Annotated in this window: 21 protein-coding genes and 1 tRNA gene; 9 read left to right on the plus strand and 13 right to left on the minus strand. The window is 68.6% G+C overall.

Annotated elements, in window-relative coordinates; genetic code table 11:
- The first annotated feature begins 93 nt into the window (after positions 1-93).
- The 5 genes from LHA35_RS04750 to LHA35_RS04770 all read left to right on the plus strand — a co-directional run bounded on the left by LHA35_RS04750 (position 94) and on the right by LHA35_RS04770 (position 5119).
- Positions 94-864 (plus strand): SDR family oxidoreductase, encoded by a 771-nt coding sequence (locus LHA35_RS04750; RefSeq protein WP_226605174.1) that lies wholly within the window; start codon positions 94-96, stop codon positions 862-864.
- 144 nt (positions 865-1008) lie between these two features.
- On the plus strand, positions 1009-2181 hold the full coding sequence (locus LHA35_RS04755; protein ID WP_226605176.1) for a thiolase domain-containing protein: 1173 nt from the start codon (positions 1009-1011) through the stop codon (positions 2179-2181).
- A 5-nt stretch (positions 2182-2186) separates the two neighbouring features.
- Positions 2187-2585, plus strand: coding sequence for a Zn-ribbon domain-containing OB-fold protein (locus LHA35_RS04760; protein ID WP_226605178.1), 399 nt, complete (start codon positions 2187-2189; stop codon positions 2583-2585).
- 86 nt (positions 2586-2671) lie between these two features.
- Positions 2672-3475: an enoyl-CoA hydratase gene (locus LHA35_RS04765; RefSeq protein WP_226605179.1), complete on the plus strand. Its 804-nt coding sequence runs from the start codon at positions 2672-2674 to the stop codon at positions 3473-3475.
- A 12-nt stretch (positions 3476-3487) separates the two neighbouring features.
- Positions 3488-5119, plus strand: a complete 1632-nt coding sequence (locus LHA35_RS04770) for an acyl-CoA synthetase (protein WP_226605182.1) — start codon at positions 3488-3490, stop codon at positions 5117-5119.
- Between the two features lie 63 nt (positions 5120-5182).
- Here the strand turns inward: LHA35_RS04770 and LHA35_RS04775 are convergent, their stop codons facing one another.
- Positions 5183-6355, minus strand: coding sequence for a Bcr/CflA family multidrug efflux MFS transporter (locus LHA35_RS04775; protein WP_226605184.1), 1173 nt, complete (start codon positions 6353-6355; stop codon positions 5183-5185).
- A 44-nt stretch (positions 6356-6399) separates the two neighbouring features.
- Entirely contained in the window at positions 6400-7974 is a 1575-nt protein-coding gene (locus LHA35_RS04780; RefSeq protein ID WP_226605185.1) for an acyl-CoA synthetase, read from the minus strand.
- Between the two features lie 175 nt (positions 7975-8149).
- On the opposite strand from LHA35_RS04780, the gene LHA35_RS04785 reads away from it, so the two are divergent.
- The gene (locus tag LHA35_RS04785; protein WP_226605188.1) at positions 8150-8392 is read left to right on the plus strand and encodes an isochorismatase family protein; all 243 of its coding nucleotides are present in this window, start codon (positions 8150-8152) and stop codon (positions 8390-8392) included.
- A gap of 17 nt (positions 8393-8409) precedes the next feature.
- A complete protein-coding gene (locus LHA35_RS04790) occupies positions 8410-8991 on the plus strand; it encodes a malonic semialdehyde reductase (protein WP_226605191.1) in 582 nt (193 codons plus the stop codon).
- A gap of 68 nt (positions 8992-9059) precedes the next feature.
- On the opposite strand, the gene LHA35_RS04795 is transcribed toward LHA35_RS04790, so the two are convergent.
- Positions 9060-10526, minus strand: a complete 1467-nt coding sequence (locus tag LHA35_RS04795; protein WP_226605194.1) for a DegQ family serine endoprotease — start codon at positions 10524-10526, stop codon at positions 9060-9062.
- A 147-nt stretch (positions 10527-10673) separates the two neighbouring features.
- Between LHA35_RS04795 and LHA35_RS04800 the strand changes: the two genes are divergently transcribed.
- Both LHA35_RS04800 and LHA35_RS04805 read left to right on the plus strand, forming a co-directional pair.
- On the plus strand, positions 10674-11351 hold the full coding sequence (locus LHA35_RS04800) for a winged helix-turn-helix domain-containing protein (protein WP_226605197.1): 678 nt from the start codon (positions 10674-10676) through the stop codon (positions 11349-11351).
- A 144-nt stretch (positions 11352-11495) separates the two neighbouring features.
- The gene (locus tag LHA35_RS04805; protein ID WP_226605202.1) at positions 11496-12911 is read left to right on the plus strand and encodes a sensor histidine kinase; all 1416 of its coding nucleotides are present in this window, start codon (positions 11496-11498) and stop codon (positions 12909-12911) included.
- Between the two features lie 627 nt (positions 12912-13538).
- Here the strand turns inward: LHA35_RS04805 and LHA35_RS04810 are convergent.
- The 10 genes from LHA35_RS04810 to LHA35_RS04855 form a co-directional block, all read right to left on the minus strand.
- Positions 13539-13615: transfer RNA gene (locus tag LHA35_RS04810), tRNA-Pro, on the minus strand.
- A gap of 235 nt (positions 13616-13850) precedes the next feature.
- The gene (locus LHA35_RS04815) at positions 13851-14645 is read right to left on the minus strand and encodes an FAD binding domain-containing protein (RefSeq protein ID WP_226605205.1); all 795 of its coding nucleotides are present in this window, start codon (positions 14643-14645) and stop codon (positions 13851-13853) included.
- 14 nt (positions 14646-14659) lie between these two features.
- Positions 14660-17044, minus strand: coding sequence for a xanthine dehydrogenase family protein molybdopterin-binding subunit (locus tag LHA35_RS04820; protein ID WP_226605208.1), 2385 nt, complete (start codon positions 17042-17044; stop codon positions 14660-14662).
- A 117-nt stretch (positions 17045-17161) separates the two neighbouring features.
- Positions 17162-17665: a (2Fe-2S)-binding protein gene (locus tag LHA35_RS04825; RefSeq protein WP_226605210.1), complete on the minus strand. Its 504-nt coding sequence runs from the start codon at positions 17663-17665 to the stop codon at positions 17162-17164.
- Between the two features lie 117 nt (positions 17666-17782).
- A complete protein-coding gene (locus LHA35_RS04830; protein WP_226605215.1) occupies positions 17783-18118 on the minus strand; it encodes a hypothetical protein in 336 nt (111 codons plus the stop codon).
- A 114-nt stretch (positions 18119-18232) separates the two neighbouring features.
- A complete protein-coding gene (locus tag LHA35_RS04835) occupies positions 18233-19273 on the minus strand; it encodes an ABC transporter ATP-binding protein (RefSeq protein WP_226605218.1) in 1041 nt (346 codons plus the stop codon).
- Positions 19270-20262, minus strand: coding sequence for an ABC transporter ATP-binding protein (locus tag LHA35_RS04840; RefSeq protein WP_226605222.1), 993 nt, complete (start codon positions 20260-20262; stop codon positions 19270-19272). The genes LHA35_RS04835 and LHA35_RS04840 overlap by 4 nt, the downstream gene beginning before the upstream one ends.
- A 3-nt stretch (positions 20263-20265) precedes the next feature.
- Positions 20266-21198: an ABC transporter permease gene (locus LHA35_RS04845; RefSeq protein ID WP_338050842.1), complete on the minus strand. Its 933-nt coding sequence runs from the start codon at positions 21196-21198 to the stop codon at positions 20266-20268.
- Complete coding sequence (locus LHA35_RS04850) at positions 21198-22139, minus strand: ABC transporter permease (protein ID WP_226605225.1); 942 nt, start codon at positions 22137-22139, stop codon at positions 21198-21200. Before LHA35_RS04850 ends, LHA35_RS04845 begins: the two co-directional genes overlap by 1 nt.
- Before the next feature lie 18 nt (positions 22140-22157).
- Positions 22158-23759: an ABC transporter substrate-binding protein gene (locus LHA35_RS04855; RefSeq protein WP_226605227.1), complete on the minus strand. Its 1602-nt coding sequence runs from the start codon at positions 23757-23759 to the stop codon at positions 22158-22160.
- Positions 23760-24027: the final 268 nt, after the last annotated feature.

Here is a 24027-nt window from a genome sequence, read left to right on the forward strand (position 1 = left end):
AGCAGATCGCCGCGGGGCGGCAACTTCCCCGGCCGGCGGTCTGCGCATGGCTCAACGGATGACGTGGCGATGGGCTGCGTGGGGGATGGGACGATGTCGGTCAAGCTCTTCGACCTGACGGGGCGGCGCGCCCTGGTGACAGGCTCCAGCCAGGGAATCGGGCTGGCGCTGGCCCGCGGCGTCGGTCAGGCCGGGGCCAGCGTGGTGCTGAACGGCCGCGACCTGGCCAAGCTGGAGAAGGCGGCCGAGGGGCTGCGCGCCGACGGCGTCGCCCGGGTGGACATTGCCCCCTTCGACGTGACCGACAGCGCGGCGGTCGAGGCCGGCGTCGCGCGCATCGAAGCCGAGCTCGGCCCGATCGACATCCTCTTCAACAATGCCGGGGTGAACCTGCGCGGCGCGCTGGACGCCATGCCGGACGAGACCTGGCATGCGGTGATCGCCACCAACCTGCACAGCGCTTTCTACTGCGCCCGCGCCGTGGCGAAGGGCATGATCGCCCGCGGCCGCGGCAAGGTCATCAATACCTGCAGCGTAATGAGCATGCTGGGCCGCCCCACCACCGGTCCCTACACCGCCTCCAAGGGCGCCATCGGCATGCTGACCAAGGCCATGTGCGCCGACTGGGCGAAGCACGGCCTGCAGTGCAACGGGATCGCGCCCGGCTATTTCAGCACCGAACTGACCGCGCCGCTGCGCGCCAATGCCGAGTTCAATGACTGGCTGTGCAAGCGCACGCCCGCCGGGCGCTGGGGGGAACTGCCGGAACTGGTCGGGGCGGCGGTGTTCCTGGCTTCCGACGCGTCGAGCTATGTGAATGGCCACCTGCTCTATGTCGATGGCGGGCTGACCAGCGTGGTGTGAGCACCGCCTGCCCCGCGCCGGCCGGAGCACGGGGCCGGATCGAATGCCCGGGAACGGGCTGCCCGTCTTGACGCCGACGCCCGCCGGGGGAAACCTGCGCCGGTATAGTTAGCCAGCGAACCAAGAGGGAGGGCCGCGACGCCCATGAGCATCAACGGCAAGGCCTATATCGTCGGGGCCTATGAGCACCCGACGCGCAAGGCCGACGACAAGTCGGTGGCGCAGTTGCATGCCGAGGTCGCCTATGGCGCCCTGCAGGATGCCGGCCTGACCAAGGACGACATCGACGGCTATTTCTGCACCGGCGCCGCGCCCGGCCTCGGCCCGCTGAACATGGCGGACTATCTCGGCCTGACCAAGCTGAAGCACCTGGACAGCACCGATGTCGGCGGCTCCTCCTACGTCCTGCATGTCGGCCATGCGGCGGAGGCGATCGCGCTCGGCCTCTGCAATGTCGCGCTGGTGACGCTGGCCGGCCGGCCGCGGGCGGAGGCGATGGCCACCGGCACCGCGCCGCGGAGCTGGGGCGTGAACGTTCCGGACGACCCCTTCGAGATCCCCTACGGCCGCACGGTCGCCAATGCCTATGCCATGTGCGCCATGCGCCACATGTATGAGTTCGGCACCACCTCCGAGCAGCTCGCCTGGATCAAGGTCGCGGCCAGCCACCATGCGCAGTGGAACGAGCACGCGATGCTGCGCAAGGTCGTGACCGTGGAGGAGGTCGTCAACTCCCCCATGATCTCCGACCCGCTGCACCGCCTGGATTGCTGCGTGATCTCCGATGGCGGCGGCGCGCTGATCATCACCCGCCCGGAGATCGCGAAATCTCTGAAGCGCCCGCTGGTCAAGGTGAAGGGCCATGGCGAGGCAACCAAGAACCAGAATGCCGGCTACACCGACCTGACCTATTCCGGTGCCCGCTGGTCCGGCCCCCGCGCCTTCGAGGAAGCCGGCGTCCGGCCTGCGGACATCCAGTACGCCTCGATCTATGACAGCTTCACCATTACCGTGCTGATGCAGCTGGAGGATTTGGGCTTCTGCGAAAAGGGCCAGGGCGGGAAGTTCGTCGCCGACGGCAACCTCATCTCGGGCGTCGGCAAGCTGCCCTTCAACACCGATGGCGGCGGGCTCTGCAACAACCACCCGGCCAATCGCGGCGGCATGACCAAGGTGATCGAGGCGGTGCGGCAGCTCCGCGGCGAGGCGCATCCGAAGGTCCAGGTGCCAGGCTGCACCCTGGCGCTGGCGCATGGCACCGGCGGCCTGCTGGGTACGCGCCACGGCAGCGCGACCGTCATCCTGGAGCGGGAGTGATCACGATGGCCACGATGGCAAGCAACCGGGCCCTGCCGGCGATCCAGGTGGACCCGACCAACAAGCCCTATTTCGACGCGGCGCGCGAGGGCCGTCTGCTGATCGGCCTCTGCAAGGATACCGGCAAGCATTTCTGGTATCCGCGCGGCTGTTCCCCCTTCACCCTCTCGAACAATGTGGAGCTGGTGGAGGCCAAGGGAACCGGCACGATCTACACCTATACGGTGATGCGGACGAAGGAGCCCTATTGCGTCGCCTATGTCGAGCTGGATGAGGGCGTGCGCGTCTTCACCAATATCGTCGATTGCGATCTGGACAGCCTGAAGATCGGCCAGAAGGTCAAGGTCGTCTTCAAGCCGACCCAGGGCGATGCCCCGCCGGCAACGATGTTCACACCCGTCTGAGCTGTCGGGTATAAGACTCACAGAAACAGATGGGGGGTGCGGGGGGAAATATCTTCCCCCCGCCCTTTTGCGTTTCGGGAGGCTCGATGTCCGTCCAGAACACCCCGCTGGTTCTCCGCGCCGATGACGGCCCGGTCGCCATCCTGACCCTGAACCGCCCTGCCGCGCGCAACAGCCTCTCGCTTGCCATGCTGGCCGCGCTGCAGGAGGCGCTGGACGGCATCGCCGCCGAGGACGGCATCCGCTGCGTCGTCATCGCGGCCGAAGGCCCCGCCTTCTCCGCCGGCCATGACCTCAAGGAGATCACCGCCCATCGCGAGGACGCCGATGGCGGCCGTGGCTTCTTCGAGGAGACCATGGCCGCCTGCGCCAGGGTCATGCAGGGCGTGGTTGGGCTGCCACAGCCCGTCATCGCGGCGGTGGAAGGCATCGCCACCGCCGCCGGCTGCCAGCTCGCCGCGAGTTGCGACCTGGTCGTGGCGGCGGAGGGCGCGAAATTCTGCACCCCTGGCGTCGATATCGGCCTCTTCTGCACCACGCCGGGCGTCGCCCTCGCCCGCGCCGTGCCGCGCAAGGCGGCGATGGAGATGCTGCTGCTCGGCGAGATGGTCCCGGCCGCCGAGGCGCAGCGCATGGGCCTCGTCAACCGCGTGGTCCCGCCCGGGCAGGCGCTGCCGGAGGCGCTGGCGCTGGCCCGGCGCATCGCCGCCCGCTCCGGCGTCGCGCTGCGCATGGGCAAGCGCGGTTTCAACGCCCAGGCCGCCATGCCGTTGTCGGAGGCCTATGCCGCAGCCGGCACGATCATGGTAGAGAACCTGCTGGCCGAGGACGCTGCCGAGGGGATCGGCGCCTTCCTCGGCAAGCGCACGCCGGAATGGCGGCATCGGTAGGGACGTGAATTCATGGCCGCGCAGGACTACGAGACCGGGCTCTCCCGCAACCCCGCCAACCACCAGCCGCTGACGCCGCTTCTGTTCATGGAGCGGGCGGCGCAGGTCTTCCCGGAGCACCTCGCGGTTGTCCATGGCGCGGTCCGCCGCCCCTACAGGGAGCTCAGGGACCGCTGCGTGCGCCTCGCCTCGGCGCTGGCCGGGCGGGGAATCGGCCGCGGCGACACCGTGGCGGCGCTGCTGCCCAACATCCCCGAAATGCTGGAATGCCATTACGGCGTCCCGATGGCCGGCGCCGTGCTGAACACGCTGAACACCCGCCTCGATGCCGCGACCATCGCCTATATCCTCGACCACGGGGAGGCGAAGGCGATCATCGTCGATCGCGAATTCATCCCCCTGCTGCGCCTCGCCCTCACCCAGTGCAAGGTCGAGCCGCTGGTGATTGAGGTGGAGGACCCCGAGGCGGGCGAGCAGGCCCGGGCCAATACCATGGATGCGCTGGGCTACGAGGCGCTGCTGGCGGAAGGCGACCCGCGCTTCGCCTGGCTGTTGCCGAATGACGAGTGGGACGCCATCACCCTCAACTACACTTCCGGCACCACGGGCAAGCCGAAGGGCGTTGTCTACCACCACCGCGGCGCGCAACTGCTTGCCACCGGCAATGTCCTCTCGGCCAGCATGGCGCGGCACCCGGTCTATCTCTGGACCCTGCCGATGTTCCACTGCAACGGCTGGTGCTTCCCCTGGACAGTCACCGCCGTCGCCGGCACGCATGTCTGCCTGCGCGCCGTGCGCGGGCCGACCATGTGGGAGCTGATGGCGGAGCACGGCGTGACGCATATGTGCGGCGCCCCCGTCGTGATGGCGACGCTGCTCGACACGCCGGCCGGCCAGAAGCGGGAGCTCAAGGGTCAGGTGCAGTTCGTCGTCGCCGGCGCGCCGCCGCCCGAGGCGGTGCTGGCCGCCATGCGCGACGCAGGCTTCGCGGTGCTGCATGTCTACGGCCTGACGGAGTGCTACGGCCCTTCCGTCGTCAATGAGTGGAACGCCGCCTGGGACGCGCTGCCGGCCGGCAAGCAGGCCAAGCTCATGGCCCGCCAGGGCGTGCGCTACCAGGCGCTCGAGTCCCTCGATGTCATGGACCCGCTCACCATGCAGCCCGTACCGGCGGACGGCGCGACGCTCGGCGAGGTGATGATGCGCGGCAATGTCGTCATGAAAGGCTATCTGAAGGACGCCAAGGCCACCGAGACCGCCTTCGCCGGCGGCTGGTTCCATACCGGCGACCTCGCGGTGAAATATCCGGACGGCTACATCCAGCTCAAGGACCGCTCCAAGGACATCATCATTTCGGGCGGCGAGAACATCTCCTCCATCGAGGTCGAGGATGCGCTCTACAAGCATCCGGCGGTGATGCTGGCGGCGGTGGTGGCGAAGCCGGATGACAAATGGGGCGAAGTGCCCTGCGCCTTCGTCGAGCTGAAGCCGGGCGCCGAGGCGACCGAGGCCGAGTTGATCGCGCATTGCCGGCAGCACATGGCCGCCTTCAAGGCGCCGAAGCAGATCGTCTTCTCCGAACTGCCGCGGACCTCCACGGGGAAGATCCAGAAGCACATGCTGCGGAGCCAGGTGCGCGGCTGAGCGGCAGGGGGCTTTGCCCCCTGCGCCACGGCAGAGGCGAAGCGCTCCTGCACCCGGCCTGCGTCAGCGCACCAACAGGCGGTGAGCAAGGAAGCCGAGAACGCCGCAGACCGCAATCGTCAGCGCCATGGGCAAGGCCGTGCCGGTGTGCAGCGCGCCGACCAGGCCGCCGCTCACGGCGCCCAGGCCGAATTGCAGCGTGCCGATCACCGCGGAGGCACTACCCGCCACGCGCCCCTGCGGCGCGAGGGCCAGGGTTATCGCCAGCGGCATCACCGCGCCAATGCAGGCGACGTAGCAGAACAGCAGGGCGACAATCGCACCGAAGCCGCCGAGGCCGCTCGCCGCGACGACCAGCAGCGCCAGCCCGGCCACCGACATGAAGGCCAGCACCCAGGCCAATGCACGCTCCGGCGGCAGGCGCAGCGCCAGCCTGGCATTCACCTGCCCCACCGTGATCAACCCAAAGGCATTCAGGCCAAAGAACAATGCATACTGCGCCGGCGGCACATGGAAAAGCTGCATGAACACGAAGGGCGAGCCGGCGATATAGGCGAACATCCCCGCCGTCGGCAGCGCGCCCGCCAGCGCATGGCCGAGGAAATGCCGGTTCCGCAGCAGCCGCGCATAGGTCAGCAGGATGCCGGCGAACCCCTCGCGCCGCCGCCGCTCCGCCTCCAGCGTCTCGGGCAACGCCAAGTGCACCACCACGGCGAGGATGGCACTGTAGGCTGCCAGCACCCAGAAAATCGCCCGCCAGTCCGCGACGGCCAGCAATGCGCCGCCGATCGAGGGTGCCAGGATCGGCGCCAGCCCCATCACCAGCATCAGTTGCGACATCAGCCGGACGGAAGCCGCGCCCTCCGTCACGTCCCGCACGATCGCCCGCGCCATCACCATGCCGGCGCAACCGCCCAGGCCCTGGCAGAAGCGCAGCCAGATCAGCATCTCGACATCCCGCGTCAGCGCGCAGCCGATCGAGGCCAGGGTGAAGACCACGAGCCCCAGCAGCAGCGCCGGACGCCGCCCGAATCGGTCCGAGAGCGGCCCATAGCCAAGCTGGCCGAGCGCCGTGCCGGCGAAGAAGGTCGCCAGCGTCACCTGCACCGAAGCAGGGTCGGCCGGCAGCCCGGCCGCGATGGCCGGAAAGGCCGGCAGGTACATATCGGTCGCCAGCGGCCCGAAGGCTGCCATGGCGCCGAGCATGATGGGCAGGAACCAGGGGAGCGATTGCATGCAGTCCGATTACCAGCCGCTGCTGCACCGCACCATGCGCGGGATCAGAATACCACCCCCTCCTCCCGCAGCCGGTCCTGCACCAGCCGCTTCGGGATCTTGCCATAGCCGGATTTCGGCAGCGCCTCCCACACCACCACGCGCAGCGGCTGCTTGTACCGGGCGAGCCGATCGGACAGGTACGCCAGCACCTCCGCCTCGGTCACCGCCATGCCCGGACGCGGCACGAGGGCGGCGACGCCGCTCTCCCCCCAACGTGGATGCGGCATGCCGACCACCGCGCATTCCAGCACCGCAGGATGGGTCAGGATGGCCTCCTCCACCTCCCGCGGATAAACGTTCGACCCGCCTGAGATATACATGTCCGAGGCCCGGCCAGTGACATAGAGGAAGCCGCGCGCATCCAGGTGCCCGAGATCGCCGGTGTGGAACCAGCCGCCGCGGAAGACCTTCCCATTGGCCTCCGGGTTCTCGAAATAACCCGCGAAGACAGCCGGGCCGCGCACGCAGATCTCGCCGGTCTCGGCCGCCGGCAGGCGCGCACCCTTCTCGTCCAGGATGGCTATGTCCATTCCTGTCCGCGCGCTGCCGCAGGAGCCGAGCGGGAAGCTCTCGTCATCCTCGATGCTGTGCTGGTCCGGCCGCAGCACACTGATATTGCCGGTCACCTCGCCCAGGCCGAAATACTGCACAAGACAGGGCCCGAGTTTCTCGAGCGCCCGCTTCTGGTCGGCGCGGTACATCGGCGCGCCGGCATAGATCACATGCCGCAGCGAGGAATGGTCGTAGCGGTCCACGCCCGGATGCTCGACCAGCGCGGTCAGGATGGTGGGCACGGTGAACATGTTGGAGACGCGGTGCTCCTCCACCAGCCGCCAGGCTTCCTCCACATCCAGTCGCTCGGACGGCAGCAGCACGGTCCGGGCGCCGCGTGCCACCTGGCCAAGCTGGTGGATGCCCGCGCCATGCGAGAGGGGTGCGACCACCAGCGAGGCGTCGCGCTCGGTCACGCCGGGGAAGAGGTCTGCCAGATGGTTGGTGACGACGAAGGCCATCTGGCCATGCGTCAACACGGCTGCCTTGGGCCGCCCCGTGGTACCGGAGGTGAAGAAGAACCAGAGCGGGTCGCCATAGGCCACCTCGGCCTCATGGTCGGGCGGCGGCGGCTCGGCCGCGGCGAGCGCAGCCTCGTAGTCCAGTTCATCCGCCCGCGCATCGCCGACGGCCAGCACCAGGCGGCAATGCCCGGCGGCACGCACCGCATCGGCATGGCCGGCAAAGCCGCGATCGCGCAGCATGACCCTGGCGCGGGAAGTCTCGGCCAGGTAGGCGACCTCGGCCGGCGTCAGCCGGAAATTGGTCGGCACCCAGACCGCGCCCAGCTTGAACGCCGCCCACATGCTCTCGAACATGGCGTTCGAGTTCCGGGAATGCACCAGGACGCGGTCACCCTTGCCGATGCCGTGGGCCCGCAGCGCGGCGCAGAGGCTGTCCACGCGTGCGTCCAGCTCTGCGAAACTCCACTGCCGGTCGCCCCAGGCCAGCGCGACGTGGTGGGGCAGGCGCCGCGCTGTCTGGGTCAGCAGGCGGCCGAGATTCATGGCGGTGGCTGGGCCCATGTCGCGATTCCTCCTCCAGCCAGCAAACTAGAAAGCCGGGCCAGCGGGAAGACCCTTCGGACCACTGCGCCGTATCCTGCTCCGCCGGCTGGTTCCATGGATAGAGAGGCGGTGCGCCACCGAATGCGGTCACCAGGCGCATGGCTTCCGCTACCTTCGTGACGGACCTGCCCCCTTGCTGAACGGCCACCGGGTCGATGCCGTCCTGGTCACCGGCGGCTCGACTTGGGGCTGCGTCCGGGCGATGGTGGCGGATGACCTGTCCTGCGGCTTCCGGATGATCACCCCGGAGGAGGCCGTTGCGGATTGCGGCGAAAGCCCCCATTCCGTCAGCCTTTACGACAGGGCAGTGAAGTATGCCGATGTGCTGCCGGTGGCGGAGGTCCTCGCGGGCTTCATCGGCAAGCCCCACGGGTGACTGAGACGGAGACGAGAATGATCGACCACGCCGCAATTGACGCGCTGTTCCTCAGCGCGCGTACGCACAACGCATGGAAGCCGGAGCCGGTGAGCGAGGCCGAGTTGCGTCAGCTCTACGACATCCTGAAGATGGGCCCGACCTCGGCCAATTGCTCGCCCGCGCGGTTTGTCTTCGTCACCACGACCGAGGGCAAGGAGAAGCTGAAACCGGCACTCTCCTCGGGCAATCTCGAGAAGACGATGGCGGCGCCGGTCACGGTCATCATCGGCATGGACATGGACTTCTATGAGAAGCTGCCCTACCTCTTCCCGCACACCGATGCGAAGTCCTGGTTCACCGGCAGCCCGGCGGTCGCCGAGGAGACGGCCTTCCGCAATGCGACGCTGCAGGGTGCCTATCTGATGATCGCGGCGCGGGCCATCGGCCTTGATGTCGGCGCCATGTCCGGCTTCGACAAGGCGAAGGTGGACGAGGCTTTCTTCGCGGGCACCACCGTCAAGTCCAACTTCCTCTGCAATCTCGGCCATGGCGACCCCGCCGGCCTGTTCGGCAAGCTCCCGCGCCTGCCTTTCGCGGAAGCCTGCACGATCGCCTGACTCCTGGCTCAGGGGGCTTCCGGCCATTGGCGGAAGGGTACAGGGAGGGCGAGGCCCTCCCTGCCCTGTCAGCCGGCATTCAGCGGCAGCGCCACGAAGGCCTGCCCCCCTTCCCGCTCCACCTGCAGCGCGATCGCCGGCTTGCCCTCCTTCCGTGCGGTGCCAACGGCCTCGACGACGTCCCGCGGTCCCTTCACCGCGCGGTCCCCGGCGCGGAGGACGATGTCACCGGGCCTCAGCCCTTGTGCAGCGGCCAGGCTGTCCGGCCGTACCTCCGCCACCACCGCGCCCTCGCCACCGCGCGGGTTGGGCGCCAGCGTGAGCCCGAGATTGGCCTGGGACTGCCGCTCCTCCCCGGCCAGGCGGGCTTCGCGCGATTCGGGACTCTGACCGAGGGTGACCTTCTGCTCCACCGGCCGGCCATCCCGCAGCAGGCGCAGGGTGATGGTGCCGCCTGGCTTCACGGCAGCCACCGCTTCCGCCAGATCGCGCGGCAGGGCGATAGTGCGGCCGTCCACCGCGGTCACCAGGTCACCCGGCCGCAGGCCCGCCCGCGCGGCCGGCCCGTCACGCTCCACGCCGGCGATAAGCGCCCCCTTGGTCTCCCCGGCGGAGAGGGCGGCCGCCAGTTCCGGATTCAGCCGCTGCATGGAGACGCCGAGCCAGCCACGCTCGACCCTCCCATGCTCCTTCAACTGCGCAACCACCATCTGTGCCAGGGAAGACGGGACGGCGAAGCCGATGCCGATATTGCCACCGGAAGGCGAGAAGATCGCGGTATTGACGCCCACCACCTCGCCGGCGGTGTTGAAGAGCGGACCGCCGGAGTTGCCGGGGTTGATGGGCGCATCAGTCTGGATGAAGTCGTCATAGGGCCCGGCCCCGATCTGCCGGCCGCGGGCCGAGACGATGCCGGCGGTCGCCGTGCCCCCGAGGCCGAAGGGATTGCCCATGGCGAGCACCCACTCGCCGACGCGCAGCCTGTCACTGTCGCCGAAGCTCACGGTGGGCAGGTTGTTGCCCGCCTCGATCTTCAGCAGGGCAAGGTCGGTCTTCGAGTCGGTGCCGATCACCTTGGCGGGCAGGTCACGTCCATCAGCCAGCTCGATGCGGACACTCTCCGCCTGGCCGACGACGTGGTTGTTGGTCACCACATAGCCGCTCGGGTCGATGATGAAGCCGCTGCCCTGCCCCATGGCGCGGCGCGGGCTGCCGCCCTGCTGGCGCTGCCGGAAAAAGCGTTCGAAGGGCGTGCCGCGCAACTCGGGCGGCAGTTCGACGAGGGCCGAGGGATCGGCACGACCGGTGACCGAGACGCGGACCACCGCTGGTGCGACTCGGGCGGCGAGGTCGGCGAAATCGGGCCCGGCCGGGCGCGGCAGGGCGATCGCCGTGCCGGCGGCCGGCGGCGCGCCGGTCTGGGCCTCGGCCGGGTAGACCCAGGGCGTCAGCGCCGTGGTGCCGAGCGCCAGCGCGAGCGCGCCGGCGGCCATCACGCGGATTCGGCGGTTCGGAACAGGCATAAGGTCCTCCATGATGCGGGCCACCCGCCGGGGTGGCATGGGGGCATGGAAAACCCCGGCGCCTGCCTCCATCCTCGCCCGAGGCATACCAATCCGTATGGTAAGGAATGGTCACCGGTCCCCCAGCCGGTCGGGTCGCGGAATGCGTTGGAGATCTGGGTGAAGATCCTGATCGTCGAGGATGACACGGAAACCGCCGACTACGTGGTGCGCGGCCTGACCGAGGCCGGGCATGTGGTGGACCGCGCCTCGGATGGGCGGGACGGGCTGTTCCTGGCCAGCGACGGCTCCTATGACGTGCTGGTGGTGGACCGGATGCTGCCGAAGCTGGACGGGCTTGGCCTGGTGCGGGCGCTGCGGGCAGCGGGCGTGCGCACGCCGGCCTTGTTCCTGACGGCGCGCACCGGCGTCGGTGACCGGGTGGAGGGGCTGGAGGCCGGCGCCGACGATTATCTCGGCAAGCCCTTCGCATTCGCCGAATTGCTGGCACGGCTGAATGCCCTCGCCCGGCGGCCGCCCCTCTCCGGCGAGCCGACGGTGCTGCGTGTCGCTGACCTCGAGATGGACCTGCTGAGGCGCAGCGTCACGCGCGGCGGCCAGCGGATCGAGTTGCAGCCGCGCGAGTTCCGCCTGCTGGAATACCTGATGCGGCGGGCAGGCCAGGTGGTGACGCGTACCATGCTGCTGGAAGGCGTGTGGGATTTCCATTTCGACCCGAAGACCAGCGTGGTGGAGACGCATATCAGCCGGCTCCGCGCCAAGCTGGACCGGGAGGGAGCGCCGCCGCTGATCCATACCCTGCGCGGCGCGGGCTATTGCCTCCGCGCCCCGGATTAGGAGAACCCAGGAGTTGGGACGCCCGTGCGCCCCCGCGCCCGCACCGACCTGTCCGGCAGACCCGACCAGCCTTCGCGGCCCGGGTGCGCAGTCGATCCTGCGGCCTCGCCGGTCGGTCGGGCGGCCCTGGGGCTGACGCATGCGATGAGGCGCGATCGCCCGCGCTGGTGGCGCACCACCGCCTTCCGGATCACGCTGCTTCATCTCGGCCTGACGCTGCTCGGGACGCTCGCGCTCTCTGGCGTCGCCTGGTGGGCCACCACCGGCTTCGCGCTGCGACAACTGGCGCAGGATGTCGAGCAAGACTCCGGACTGCTGGTGCAGGCGGCGCGGCTGGGCGGACCCGGATCCGTCGTCCTCTCGATCGAGGCGCGCATCGCTGCCGACCGAAGCGGCACGCAATACTACCTGCTGGCCGGACCGGATGGGAGGCGCCTCGCCGGCAATCTGGCGGCGGCGCCGCGGGCCGCGGGGTGGCGGCGTCTCAGACTCTCCGGCGCCGAGGTCGAGACCGAGTTGCTGGCGCTTGGCACGCCGCTGCCCGGGGGGACCTTCCTGGTGGTGGGGCGGGCTGTCGCGCCGGTACGGCAGTTGGAGGGCTTCCTGCTCGCCGCTGCGGGCTGGGTGGGCGGAGCGGCGCTGCTGCTCGGCCTGCTGGGCGGCGTGGTGGTCGGGCGCGGCGTGACCCGGCGGGCCGCAGCCATGGACGCCGTGCTGGCGCGGGTGGAGGCGGGAGAGATCGGCCACCGCTTGCTGCTGCGCGAGGGCAATGACGAATTCGACCGCTTGGCGCGGCGGATCAACACCGTGCTCGATCGGGTGCAGGGGCTGATGCAGGCGCTCCGGCAGGTGACGGACGACATCGCGCATGACCTCCGCACGCCACTGAATCGGCTGCGCCAGCGACTGGACGCGGCGCTGCGCACCGCCGAGGGCGATGCCGCCTGGCGAGAGGCGACCGAGGGCGCGATCGCCGAATGCGAGCAGTTGCTGGACATCTTCGCCGCCCTGCTGCGCATCGCGCAGGTGGAAAGCGGGGCACGGCGCGCGGGCTTTGCACCCTTCAATCTCTCCGAAGTCGTGGAGACGGTCGCCGAGGTGCATGCGCCGCCGGCCGAGGCCCGTGGCCAAAGGCTGGAAACACGCATCGAGCCGGGCATTGTCGCGGTCGGGGACAGGGATCTGGTAACCCAGATGTTGTCCAATCTGGTGGACAATGCGGTCAAGCACGGACGCGCAGGCGGGCGGATCCTGCTCTCCCTGGCCACCCGGCCGGAGGGCGGGATGGTACTGGCGGTGTCGGATGATGGGCCTGGCGTCCCGGCTGAGGCTCGGCCCCTGGTGCTCCGGCGCTTTCACCGCCTGGATGCCGCGAGGGCAACGCCCGGAACCGGCCTGGGCCTGGCGCTTGTGGCGGCGGTGGCGGAGTTGCATGGCATGGCGCTGACGCTCGGGGATAACGGGCCGGGGCTGGTGGTGCGGCTCGACATACCGGCGGTGTCGGGCAATGCCGCTGCCGCCGGCTCGGCCGGGGACGGTCCGGGTCCTGAGCACTCATGAGGCGGGCAACCGGCCTCCGCGTCCCACTGAAGGTGGCGCATGCCCCCGCCAAGCGAAAGGGCGTGGCACGGTTCGGTGCGGAACAAGAAGGGCGTATCACCCTGGTCCTGGCACCACAGGCAGGAATTGCAGGCGAGAAAGGCGGTGCAATGCGACAGCTTTGGCAAGGTGGCATGCTGGCGCTGGGGTTGCTGGCGGGACCCGTCACGGGGCAAGCGCAGCTCTGGCCCCTGCATACGGGTCCGGGCGGCGACGCCATCGTTCAGGCAACGAGGGAATTTGATCAATTCCGGCGTTCCGCACCCGTCCAGCCGGAACCGCCGCCGCGCGCCGTCATGCCGGCACCGGTCTGGACACCACCACCCCCGCCGTCGCCCGTCCAGCGTGCTGCCGCACCGCGTAGCACCCCTCGGGTCGCCACGGCGCCAGCACCGGCATCCGCCCCCGCCGCAGCGCCGAGCGGCCGACAGCCGGACATCGAATCGGTCGAGCGGCGTATGGCTGAGCGCGAGCGGATCCTGCGCGACCTGCAGCGGGAACTGGCGGAAGAAAGACGGCTGGTGGAGGAGTGGCGCGGGGCACAGCGGGCCTCGCGCTGACATTCTGCCCCTGGGCTGCGGCAGGAAATGGTCGGAGCGGCGGGATTTGAACCCACGACCCCCAGTCCCCCAGACTGATGCGCTACCAGGCTGCGCTACGCTCCGACGGAAGGCGGGATAGCACCGCCTGACCCGCGCCGCCAGCCCCCCCAAGACCCGATTTGCTTCGCCGGGATAAGCGGCGGCCGGCTCATTCCTTGGAAGGGCCGAAATTCCCCTCCCCGACCAGGATGGTCGCGGGAAAGGGCAGCCGGCGCAGCATCTGGCTGGTGCCCGCATGGTGAGCCGGCATCCGGGGTGAGGCCAGCGCCAGCCGCCCGGGCCGGCGCTGGCAGCAGCTTCACCCGGCGTTGGCGAGGGCGCGCTTCGCCATCACCGTGACGAGGTGCGCGCGGTACTCGGCGCTGCCATGGATGTCGCCGTTCAGCCCATCAGCCGACTGCTGGATGCCGGCCACCGCATCGGGGGACCAATTGGCGGTCAGCGCCTTCTCCATATCGGCCTGCCGGAAGACGCAGGGGCCCGCGCCGTTGATCGCGACGCGCACGCCGGACTTGGTCTTGGCGACGAAGGCGCCAGCCATCACGTAGCGGCTCGCCGGGTTGCGCATTTTGGCATAGCCGGCCTTCTCCGGGATCGGGAACTCGATCGCCACCAGCAGCTCGCCCGGTTCCAGCGCCGTGGTGAACATGCCCTGGAAGAAGTCGTCCGCCGCGATCCGGCGCTTGTCGGTGACCACCGTCGCGCCCAGGCCGAGTACCGCCGCCGGGTAGTCCGCCGCCGGGTCGTTGTTGGAGACGCTTCCGCCGATGGTGCCACGGTTGCGCACCTGGGTGTCGCCGATGGTGCCGGCCATCTGCGCGAGCGCCGGGATGGCGGCCTTCACCTCGGCGTTCTCCGCCACCTCATGGTGCTTGGCCAGTGCGCCGATGATCAGTTTGTCACCGTCGCGCCGAATGCCCTTCAGTTCCGCGATCCCGGAGAGATCGACCACGGCGGTCGGCTTGTTCAGGCGGTGCTTCAGCGCCGGCAGCAGGGTCTGGCCGCCGGAGATCGGCCGCGCATCCGGGTCCGCGGACAGGATCTTGACCGCATCCGCAACCGAGGTCGGCTTGTGATAGGCGAAATCATACATGGCGAGCCTCTCCCCTATTCGGCCGCCAGCTTATGGCCGGCGTTGATGATGTTCCAGATCTTGGCGGGCGTCGCCGGCATCTCAATGTGCCGGACGCCGTAATCCTGCAGCGCATCGACCACCGCATTGATGACGGCGGGTGGCGAACCGATGGCGCCCACCTCCCCGCAGCCCTTCACGCCGAGCGGGTTGTGGGTGCAGAGGGTGGTGTGGGTGGCGACGCTGACCGGCGGCAGGTCCTCCGCCCGCGGCATCTGGTAGTCCATGAAGCTGGCGGAGAGCAGCTGGCCGGCCTCGTCATAGACGGCCGTTTCCAGCAGCGCCTGGCCGATGCCCTGGGCGACGCCGCCCTGCACCTGCCCCTCGACGATCATCGGATTGATGACGCGCCCGACATCGTCCACCGCGGTGAAGTTCACCACATCGACCTTGCCCGTCTCGGGGTCGATTTCGACCTCGCAGATATGGCAGCCGCCGGGATAGGTGAAGTTCTTCGGGTCGTAGAAGGCGGTCTCGTCCAGGCCCGGCTCGATCTCCTCGATCGGGTAGTTGTGCGGGACATAGGCAGTCAGGCAGATCTCGCCCCAACTCTTGGTCTTGTCGGTGCCGGCTACGCGGAAGGTGCCACGGTCGAACTCGACATCCTCGACCGAGGCCTCCATCAGATGGGCAGCGATCTTGCGCGCCTTGGCGACGATCTTGTCCATGGCCTTGACCATGGCGCTGCCGCCGACCGCCAGGCTGCGGGAGCCATAGGTGCCCATGCCGAAGGGAATCTTCGCCGTGTCGCCATGGACGATGTCCACCTGCGCCAGCGGCACGCCGAGCCGGTCCGTGACCAGTTGCGCCAGCGTCGTCTCATGCCCCTGGCCATGGCTGTGCGTTCCGGTCAACACCGTGACGCTGCCGGTCGGGTGGACTCGGATGGTGCCCACCTCGTAGAGGCCGGCCCGGGCACCGAGTGCGCCGACCACGGCAGAAGGCGCGATGCCGCAGGCCTCCAGATAGGTGGAGATGCCGATGCCGCGCAGCTTGCCGCGCGCCTTGGCCTCCGCCCGCCGCTGCTCGAAGCTGGCCCAGCCGGAGCTCTCCAGCGCCTGTTCCAGCGTTGCGACATAGTCTCCGCTGTCATACTGCAACGCAACCGGCGTCTGGTAGGGGAAGGCGTCGTTCGGGATGAAGTTGCGCCGGCGGATCTCGACGCGATCCATGCCCATCTCGCGCGCCGCGACATCCACCAGCCGTTCGAGCAGGAAGGTCGCCTCCGGCCTCCCGGCGCCACGATAGGCATCAACCGGCGTGGTGTTGGTGAAGACCGCTTTCACCTCCGCATAGACGGTCGGTGTGGTGTACACCCCGGCCAGCAGCGTGGCGTAGAGATAGGTTGGCACGCTGGTGGCGAAGGTGGAGAGGTAGGCGCCCATATTCGCCAGCGTCTGGACATGCAGCGCCAGGAACTTGCCGTTCGCATCCAGGGCCAGCCGCGCCTTGGTCACGTGGTCGCGGCCATGCGCGTCGGTGATGAAGCTTTCGGTCCGGTCGGCGGTCCACTTGACCGGCCGCGCGATCTTGCCCGCGGCCCAGGTGACGATCGCCTCCTCGGCATAATGGAAGATCTTGCTGCCGAAGCCGCCGCCGACATCGGGGGCGACGACGCGCAGCTTGTGTTCCGGCAGTTGCAGGACGAAGGCGCCCATCAGCAGCCGGATGACATGCGGGTTCTGGCTGGTGGTATAGAGCGTGTAGTCGCCGGTCGTCGGGTCGTAATCGCCGACCGCAGCACGCGGCTCCATGGCGTTCGGAATCAGCCGGTTGTTCACCAGCTCGAATTCGACCACCTTGTGGGCGCTCTGGAAGGCTGCGGCATTCACCGCCGGGTCGCCGATATGCCAATCGTAGCAGATATTGCCGGCGACGCCGTCATGCACCTGCGGCGCGCCGGTGGCGAGCGCGGCTTCCATCGTCGCCGCGGCGGGCAGAACGTCGTAATCAACGAGGATCGCCTCGGCCGCGTCGCGCGCCTGGGCCTTGGTCTCGGCAATCACCACGGCGACCGAATCGCCGACATGCCGAACCTTGCCCTGGGCCAGCACCGGATGCGGCGGCTCCGCCATGGGCGAGCCATCCTTGTTGTGGATCTGCCAGCCGCAGGGCAGGCCGCCGATCCCCTTCATGTCCTCACCGGTGAAGATCGCGACGACGCCCGGCATGGCCCTGGCGGCGGCAAGATCGATCCCCCTGATTGCGGCATGCGCATGCGGGGAGCGGAGAATATAAGCGTAGGTCTGGCGGGGACGGTTGATATCGTCCGTGTACTGACCCCGGCCGGAGAGGAAGCGCAGATCCTCCTTGCGCTTCACGCTCGCGCCGATGCCCTCGAAGGGTGTCACCACATTCATTGCAACGCCTCCCAGGCAGCGGGGCACCCTGCCGGGGCGGCCTGACCGCACGGCCCCGGGCACTCCCTTTATTCATTCGCAGCCAGGCTGGGCGCACCGGGGCACGCCCGACGCGGCTTACTCTGCGGCGGGCGCCAGCTCGGCGCGGCGGCCGTGCATCACCTCCTGCGCCGCGGCGATCGCCTTGACGATATTGTGGTAGCCGGTGCAGCGGCAGAGATTGCCTTCCAGCCCCTCGCGGATCTCCTTCTCGGAGAGACCCTGCGGGTGCTTCTGCACCAGATCGATGGCGGACATCACCATGCCCGGCGTGCAGAAGCCGCATTGCAGCGCGTGGTACTCACGGAAGGCTTCCTGCATCGGGTGCAGCGTGCCATCGGGCTTCGCCAGCCCCTCGATTGTCGTCACCTCCGCGCCATCGGCCTGCAGGGCCAGCATGGTGCAGGATTTCACGCTGTCGCCATTCACATGCACCACGCAGGCGCCGCACTGGCTGGTGTCGCAGCCGATATGGGTCCCGGTCAGGCGCAGGTTCTCTCGGAGGAGCTCGACCAGGAGCGTCCGGCCCTCGACTTCAACCGTATGGCTTGTCCCGTTCACGGTCAGCGTGACTTGCGGCATTCCGCGTCTCCCCCGAAAAGCGGCGGCCGGACGGCCGCGTATCAGCACAAAGGTCGCCTTGCCCCCGGCTTCCGTCAAGCACTGCCGCATCCACTCTTTGTCGAAAGGGTTCGGTGCTCAACTCTGTCCGCCGGTCGGCGGCACGCTCCCGCGGCCCGGCTCGGGCGGAGCCGGGATCAGCCGCTTCCGGCCGCGGGTGAGCAGGACCAAGACGCCAAGCACCAGGGTGCCGAGCGGCCAGATCGTCCAGATGGCGGCCAGTGTCATGGCGCCGAACATGCCGGCCCCCATCACCACCTCCGGGTCCGACCCCGAGAGGAAGGGGCCGACCACGGCGCAGGTTCCAAGGCTGCCAAGCAGCATGACCAGTTGAAAGATCAGGAAGCTCCATTTGACCGCGCGCCCGAAGGGTCCGCGGCGCTCCCGCACCTCCAGCATCACCGGCCCGGCCATGCAGGCCCCCTTCCCTCTGTCACGGCGGGCCGACTCAGAGCGCCAGGCCCCTCCCGGGCGCCCCGCGACGCGACGCGCCGTGGGGCGGGACGGTGCTCTGGTCCACCACCCGCCTCAGGCCGCGACCAGCGCCGCTCCCTTGGCCACCGCCAGCGGGTTCTCCGCATCCGGCCGATCGTGCAGGTGGCAGGCCGCGACATGCCCGGCATCAAGCGCCGTCGCTACATGGTTGAGCTTTGGCTCCTCCACCCGGCACCGGTCGAAGGCATAGGGGCAGCGGGTGTGGAAGCGGCAACCCTTCGGCGGGTTGATCGGGCTCGGCACATCGCCCTTCAGGATGATGCGCTGCCGCGCCGCGCCCGGGCTCGGCACCGGCACGGCGGAGAGCAGCGCTTCCGTATAGGGATGCTTCGGCGCGGCAAACAGGCTGCGCTTCGGCGCCACTTCCACGATCTTGCCGAGATACATGACCGCGACCCGATGCGTCATGTGCTCGACGATCGCCAGGTCGTGGCTGATGAAAAGCAGTGCCAGGCCGAGTTCCTGCTGCAGGTCCTGCAGCAGGTTCACGATCTGCGCCTTGACCGAGACGTCAAGCGCGGAGACGGCCTCGTCACAGACGATCAGGTCCGGCTCCGCCGCCAGAGCGCGGGCGATGCCGATCCGCTGTCGTTGACCGCCGCTGAATTCATGCGGCCAGCGATTCACCGCATCGCGCGGGAGGCGCACTGTGTCCATCAGCTTGGCGACCCGCTCCTCCAGGTCCTTCCCATCCTTGGCCAGCCCGAAATTCCGGATCGGCTCGGCCAGGATATCCCGCACCCGCATGCGCGGGTTTAGCGAGGAAAAGGGGTCCTGGAACACTACCTGCACGCGCCGGCGCATGGGGCGCAGCGCACCGGCCGAGAGGTCATCGATCCGCTTGCCGTCCAGCACCACCTGGCCGGCGGTGATGTCGAACAGCCGGAGAATGGCCTTGCCGACGGTCGACTTGCCGCAGCCGGATTCGCCGACCAGCGAAAGCGTCTCTCCCTTTTCGATGCTGAAGGAGACGCCATCCACCGCATAGACATAGCCGGTGGTCGAGCCGAGCAGGCCGCCCTTCAGCGGAAAGTGCTTCTTGAGATCGGAAACCTCGAGGATCGGCGCGCTCATGCCGCGATCGCCCCTTCCTTGGTGGCATAATGACAGGCCGCGACATGGCCCGGCGCCTTCTCCTCCAGCGCCGGCGCCACCTGGCGGCAGAGATCGGTGGCGTGCGGGCAGCGGCTGGCGAAGACGCAGCCCGGGATCTTCGCCTTCAGGCTGGGCACCAGGCCAGGGATCTCCGCCAGCCTGGTCTCATCCCCATGCAGGGAGGAGCCGAGCTTCGGCATCGAGCCGAGCAGCCCCTGGGTGTAGGGGTGCTTCGGGTTGTTGAAGAGCGGTCCGACTGCCGCCTCCTCCACCTTCTTCCCGGCATACATGACGATGACGCGCTCCGCGACCTCCGCCACCACGCCGAGATCGTGAGTGATGAGGACGATGGCCGCGCCGACGCGATGCTTGAGGTCCCGCATCAGCTCCAGGATCTGCGCCTGGATCGTGACGTCGAGCGCCGTGGTCGGCTCATCGGCGATCAGCAACTTCGGATTGCAGGCGAGCGCGATCGCGATCATCACGCGCTGCCGCATGCCGCCCGAAAGCTGGTGCGGATACTCCCGTACCCGTCGGCGCGGTTCCGGGATGCCGACCAGCGTCAGCATCTCCACCGCCTTTTCCTCCGCTTGCTGCCTGGAGAGACCCTGGTGCAGCCGCAGCGTCTCGCCGATCTGCCGCCCCACGGTCAGCACCGGGTTCAGCGAGGTCATCGGCTCCTGGAAGATCATGCTGATCTCATTGCCACGGATGTCGCGCATCTCGCGGTCCGAGAGCTTCAGCAGGTCCCTGCCCTCGAAGCGGATGGCGCCGGCGATCTTGCCCGGCGGCTCCGGGATGAGCCGCAGGATCGACATGGAGGTGACGGACTTGCCGCAGCCGCTCTCCCCCACGATCGCCACCGTCTCGCCGGCATTCACATGGAAGGAGACGCCATCCACGGCGCGATTGACCCCGTCCGGCGTGCGGAAATGGGTCTGCAGGTTCTCGACTTCGAGCAGCGCCATGAATCAGAGCCTCTTCGCCATGCGCGGATCCAGCGCATCGCGCAGGCCGTCGCCGAGCAGGTTCACCGCAAGCACCGTGATGGAAAGGAAGACGGCCGGGAAAAAGACGATATAGGGCTTCACCTGCCAGAGCGCGCGCCCCTCCGCCATAATGTTCCCCCAGGACGGGATGATGGGCGGCGTGCCCGCGCCGATGAAGGAGAGAATGGCCTCCGTGATCATCGCGGCGGCGCAGATATAGGTCGCCTGCACCGTGATCGGTGCGAGGGTGTTCGGCAGGATGTGCCGCCAGATGATCATGGGCGTCCGCGTGCCCGCCGCCACCGCCGCCTCCACATAGGGCTGCTCGCGCAGCGAGAGCACCACGCCGCGCACGAGGCGCGAGACGCGCGGGATCTCCGCGATGGTGATGGCGATGATGACGTTCTGGACCGAGCCGCGGGTCAGCGCCATCAGCGCGATCGCCAGCAGGATCGGGGGGATGGACATCAAGCCGTCCATGATCCGCATGATGATGCTGTCGGCGAGCCGGATATAGCCCGAGATCATGCCGATGGTCAGGCCGATGATCGAGGACAGGATCGCCACCGAGAAGCCGACGATGAGCGAGACCCGTGCGCCGTAGAGCACGCGGGAATAGACATCGCGGCCCAGCATGTCGGTGCCGAACCAGTACATGGCCGAGGGCTCGCGCGTGCGCCGCGCCGGCGCCAGCGCCGTCGGGTCCGTGGTCCAAAGCAGCGGCGCGAAGATGGCGACCAGCACCATCAGCAGCAGCAGGAAGCCGCCGATCGCCATGGTCGGGTTGCGCCGGATGAAGCCGATGAAGCCCTTCTTCGGCTTCACCGGCGGCAGGACGTCCGGCATCGGGGCGGCGGCCGCGACGCCTGGGGGCGGCGCAGCCTGGGCGGGTGAGAGGACGGTCGCGGAAGCCATCAGTACCGGATCCTCGGGTCGAAGAGGGTATAGGCCAGATCGATCAGCAGGTTCACCAGCACGTAGACGAAGCTGAACAGCAGCACGACGCCCTGGATCACCGGATAGTCGCGCCGGAGGATGGCATCCACCGTCAGCCGGCCGAGGCCGGGGATGGCGAAGACGCTTTCCGTCACCACCGCGCCGCCGATCAGCAGCGCGATGCCGATGCCGATGACGGTCACGATCGGCACGGCGGCGTTCTTGAGGGCATGCAGGAACAGGATGCTGCTCTGCCCCGCGCCCTTGGCGCGCGCGGTGCGGATGTAGTCCTGCTGCAGCACCTCCAGCATGGTCGCCCGCGTGATGCGGGCGATCAGCGCGATATAGACCCCGCCCAGCGCGACCGAGGGCAGGATCAGATTCTCCAGCCAAGGAAAGAAGCCGTTGCTGAAGGCGGTGTAGCCCTGCACCGGCAGCCAGTCGAGTTCCAGCGCAAAGACATAGGCCAGCAGGTAGCCGACGACGAAGACCGGCACCGAGAAGCCGAGCACCGCGAAGCCCATCACCGCGCGGTCGATCAGCGTGCCCTGCTTCCAGGCTGCCAGCACGCCCATCGGGACGGCGATGCTGACGGCGAGAATGAGGGTCAGCACCATCAGGGACAGCGTCGGCTCGATCCGCTGCGCGATCATGGTCGTGACCGGCAGGTTGGTGAAGATCGACGTCCCCATGTCGCCATTCAGGATGCCCCAGACCCAGGCGCCGAAGCGCACCAGATAGGGACGGTCCAGGCCCAGCGAGGCCCGGATGCGCTCGACATCCTGTGGCGTCGCCTGATCGCCGGCGATCACTGCCGCCGGGTCGCCGGGGGCGATGTAGAGAAGACTGAAGACAAACAAGGCGACCAGGGCCATCACCGGAATGGTGGCCAGCACGCGCCTGACGACATAGGCGAACATCGCGCTAGATCCCGCTCATCAGGACTTCGAGACTCCCCAGAAGAAGGGCAGCGGCCCCTTCTGGATGCCCGACACATTGGACCGCCAGGCCTGGTAGCTGAGGAAGAAGCCCGTTGGCGCATAGACGACGTTGTCGAGCGCGGCCTTGTTCAGGCGCCGCATCGCCGCCTTCTCCTCCTCGAGGGTCTTCGCCTCGAACCAGGATGCGACCTCGGCCTCGACCTCGGGGATGTCCGGCCAGCCGAACCAGGCGCCGGCGCCATTGGCGCGAATGGCGGTGTAGGCCGCCGGGTTGGTGCAATCCGCGCCCGCATGCCAGGAGTGGAACATGCTCCAGCCGCCCTGCCCGACCGGGTTCTTCATGGCGCGGCGCTGGCCGACCGTACCCCAGTCCGTCGCCACGAAGTCCACATTCAGGCCCAGCCGCTTGAGCAGGTCGGCCGTCACGTCGCCCTGCGACTTGGTGATCGGCTGGTCCTGCGCGACGATGCAGGGCACCGGCTCGCCCTTGTACCCGCTTTCGGCCAGCAGCCGCTTCGCCGCGTCGAGATCCCGGCGCCCTTTCAGAATATCGCCGCCTTCCTCATTATAAAGGGGCGTGCCGGGCGTGAAGAAGCCGGGCAGCGGCTTCCAGAGATTGTTGTCGTCGCCCACCAGGGCGCGCATGTAATCCTCCTGGCTCATCGCCATGAGCACCGCGCGCCGCGCCTTCACATTGTTGAAGGGAGGGGTCAGGTGGTTCATCCGGAAGCTGCCGATGTTGCCGAGCGGGTCGGCGATGTCGACGCGGATGTTCCGGTTGCGGCGCAGGGTCGGCACTAGGTCGCTGAGCGGGTTCTCCCACCAGTCCACCTCGCCGTTTTGCAGCGCGGCGGAAGCGGTAGCCGGATCCGGCATCACCACCCATTCGATACGGTCCACCAGCATGCGCTTGCCGCCGGCGAGCCAGCTGGCCGCTTCCTGGCGCGGCACGTACTGGTCGAATTTCTGAAACACCGCCTTCGCGCCCGGCACCCATTCGTTGCGCAGGAAGCGCATAGGGCCGCTGCCGACATATTCCGTGATCTGGGTGAAGGGGTCGGTCTTTGCGATCCGCTCCGGCATGATGAAGCTGCAGGGGCTGTTGTTCTTGCCCAGCGCCAGCAGCATCTTGGGATAGGGCTTCTTCAGCACCCAGCGAAAGGTCCGGTCGTCAACCGCGACCAGTTCCTGCTGGATTGCCTTGATCATCAGCCCCATCGGGTCGCGCGCGGACCAGCGCGTCAGGCTGGCGACGACATCCTTGGCCAGCACGGGCTCGCCATCGTGGAATTTCAGCCCCTCGCGGAGGCGGAACGTCCAGGTCAGGCCGTCCGCCGAGACCTCCTCGCCCTCCACCATCTGCCGCTGCGGCCGCAGATTCTCGTCCACGCCATAGAGCGTGTCCCAGACCAGCGCCGCGGCATTGCGGACAACGTACTGCGTGCCCCAGATCGGGTCGAAATTCGCCAGATTCGCCTGCGGCACGAAGCGCAGCGTACGTGCCGCCGCCCCCTGCGACAGGGCCGGCCCCGGCAGCCCGCCCAGCAGCGCGGCGCCACCGGCAGCCGTGCCGGCCTTCAGGAAGGTCCTGCGATCCATTCGTCTTGTCTCCCAGCTTTGGGTTCGGGCGCACCCGGCGCGCCCGGTTTCGTGCCAGCCTGCCTCAGCCTTGGGCAGCGCGCCAGCACCCTTGGACAGGGGCCCGCCGCCGGGCGGTTGGCTGGCCCGTTCTGATCGGAGCGGCTTGCATGCCGCGTGCCAACCGATGCTGCGTGTCCCACCACAGCGCGGCCAAGGGCACCTCATCTGGGCTGGGCGCCCGGGGCGGCGGTGGTCGTCAGCCCCGATCCGGGCCCGCCTGTCCGGG

Source organism: Roseicella aerolata, from assembly GCF_020523605.1.
GTDB lineage: Bacteria > Pseudomonadota > Alphaproteobacteria > Acetobacterales > Acetobacteraceae > Paracraurococcus > Paracraurococcus aerolatus.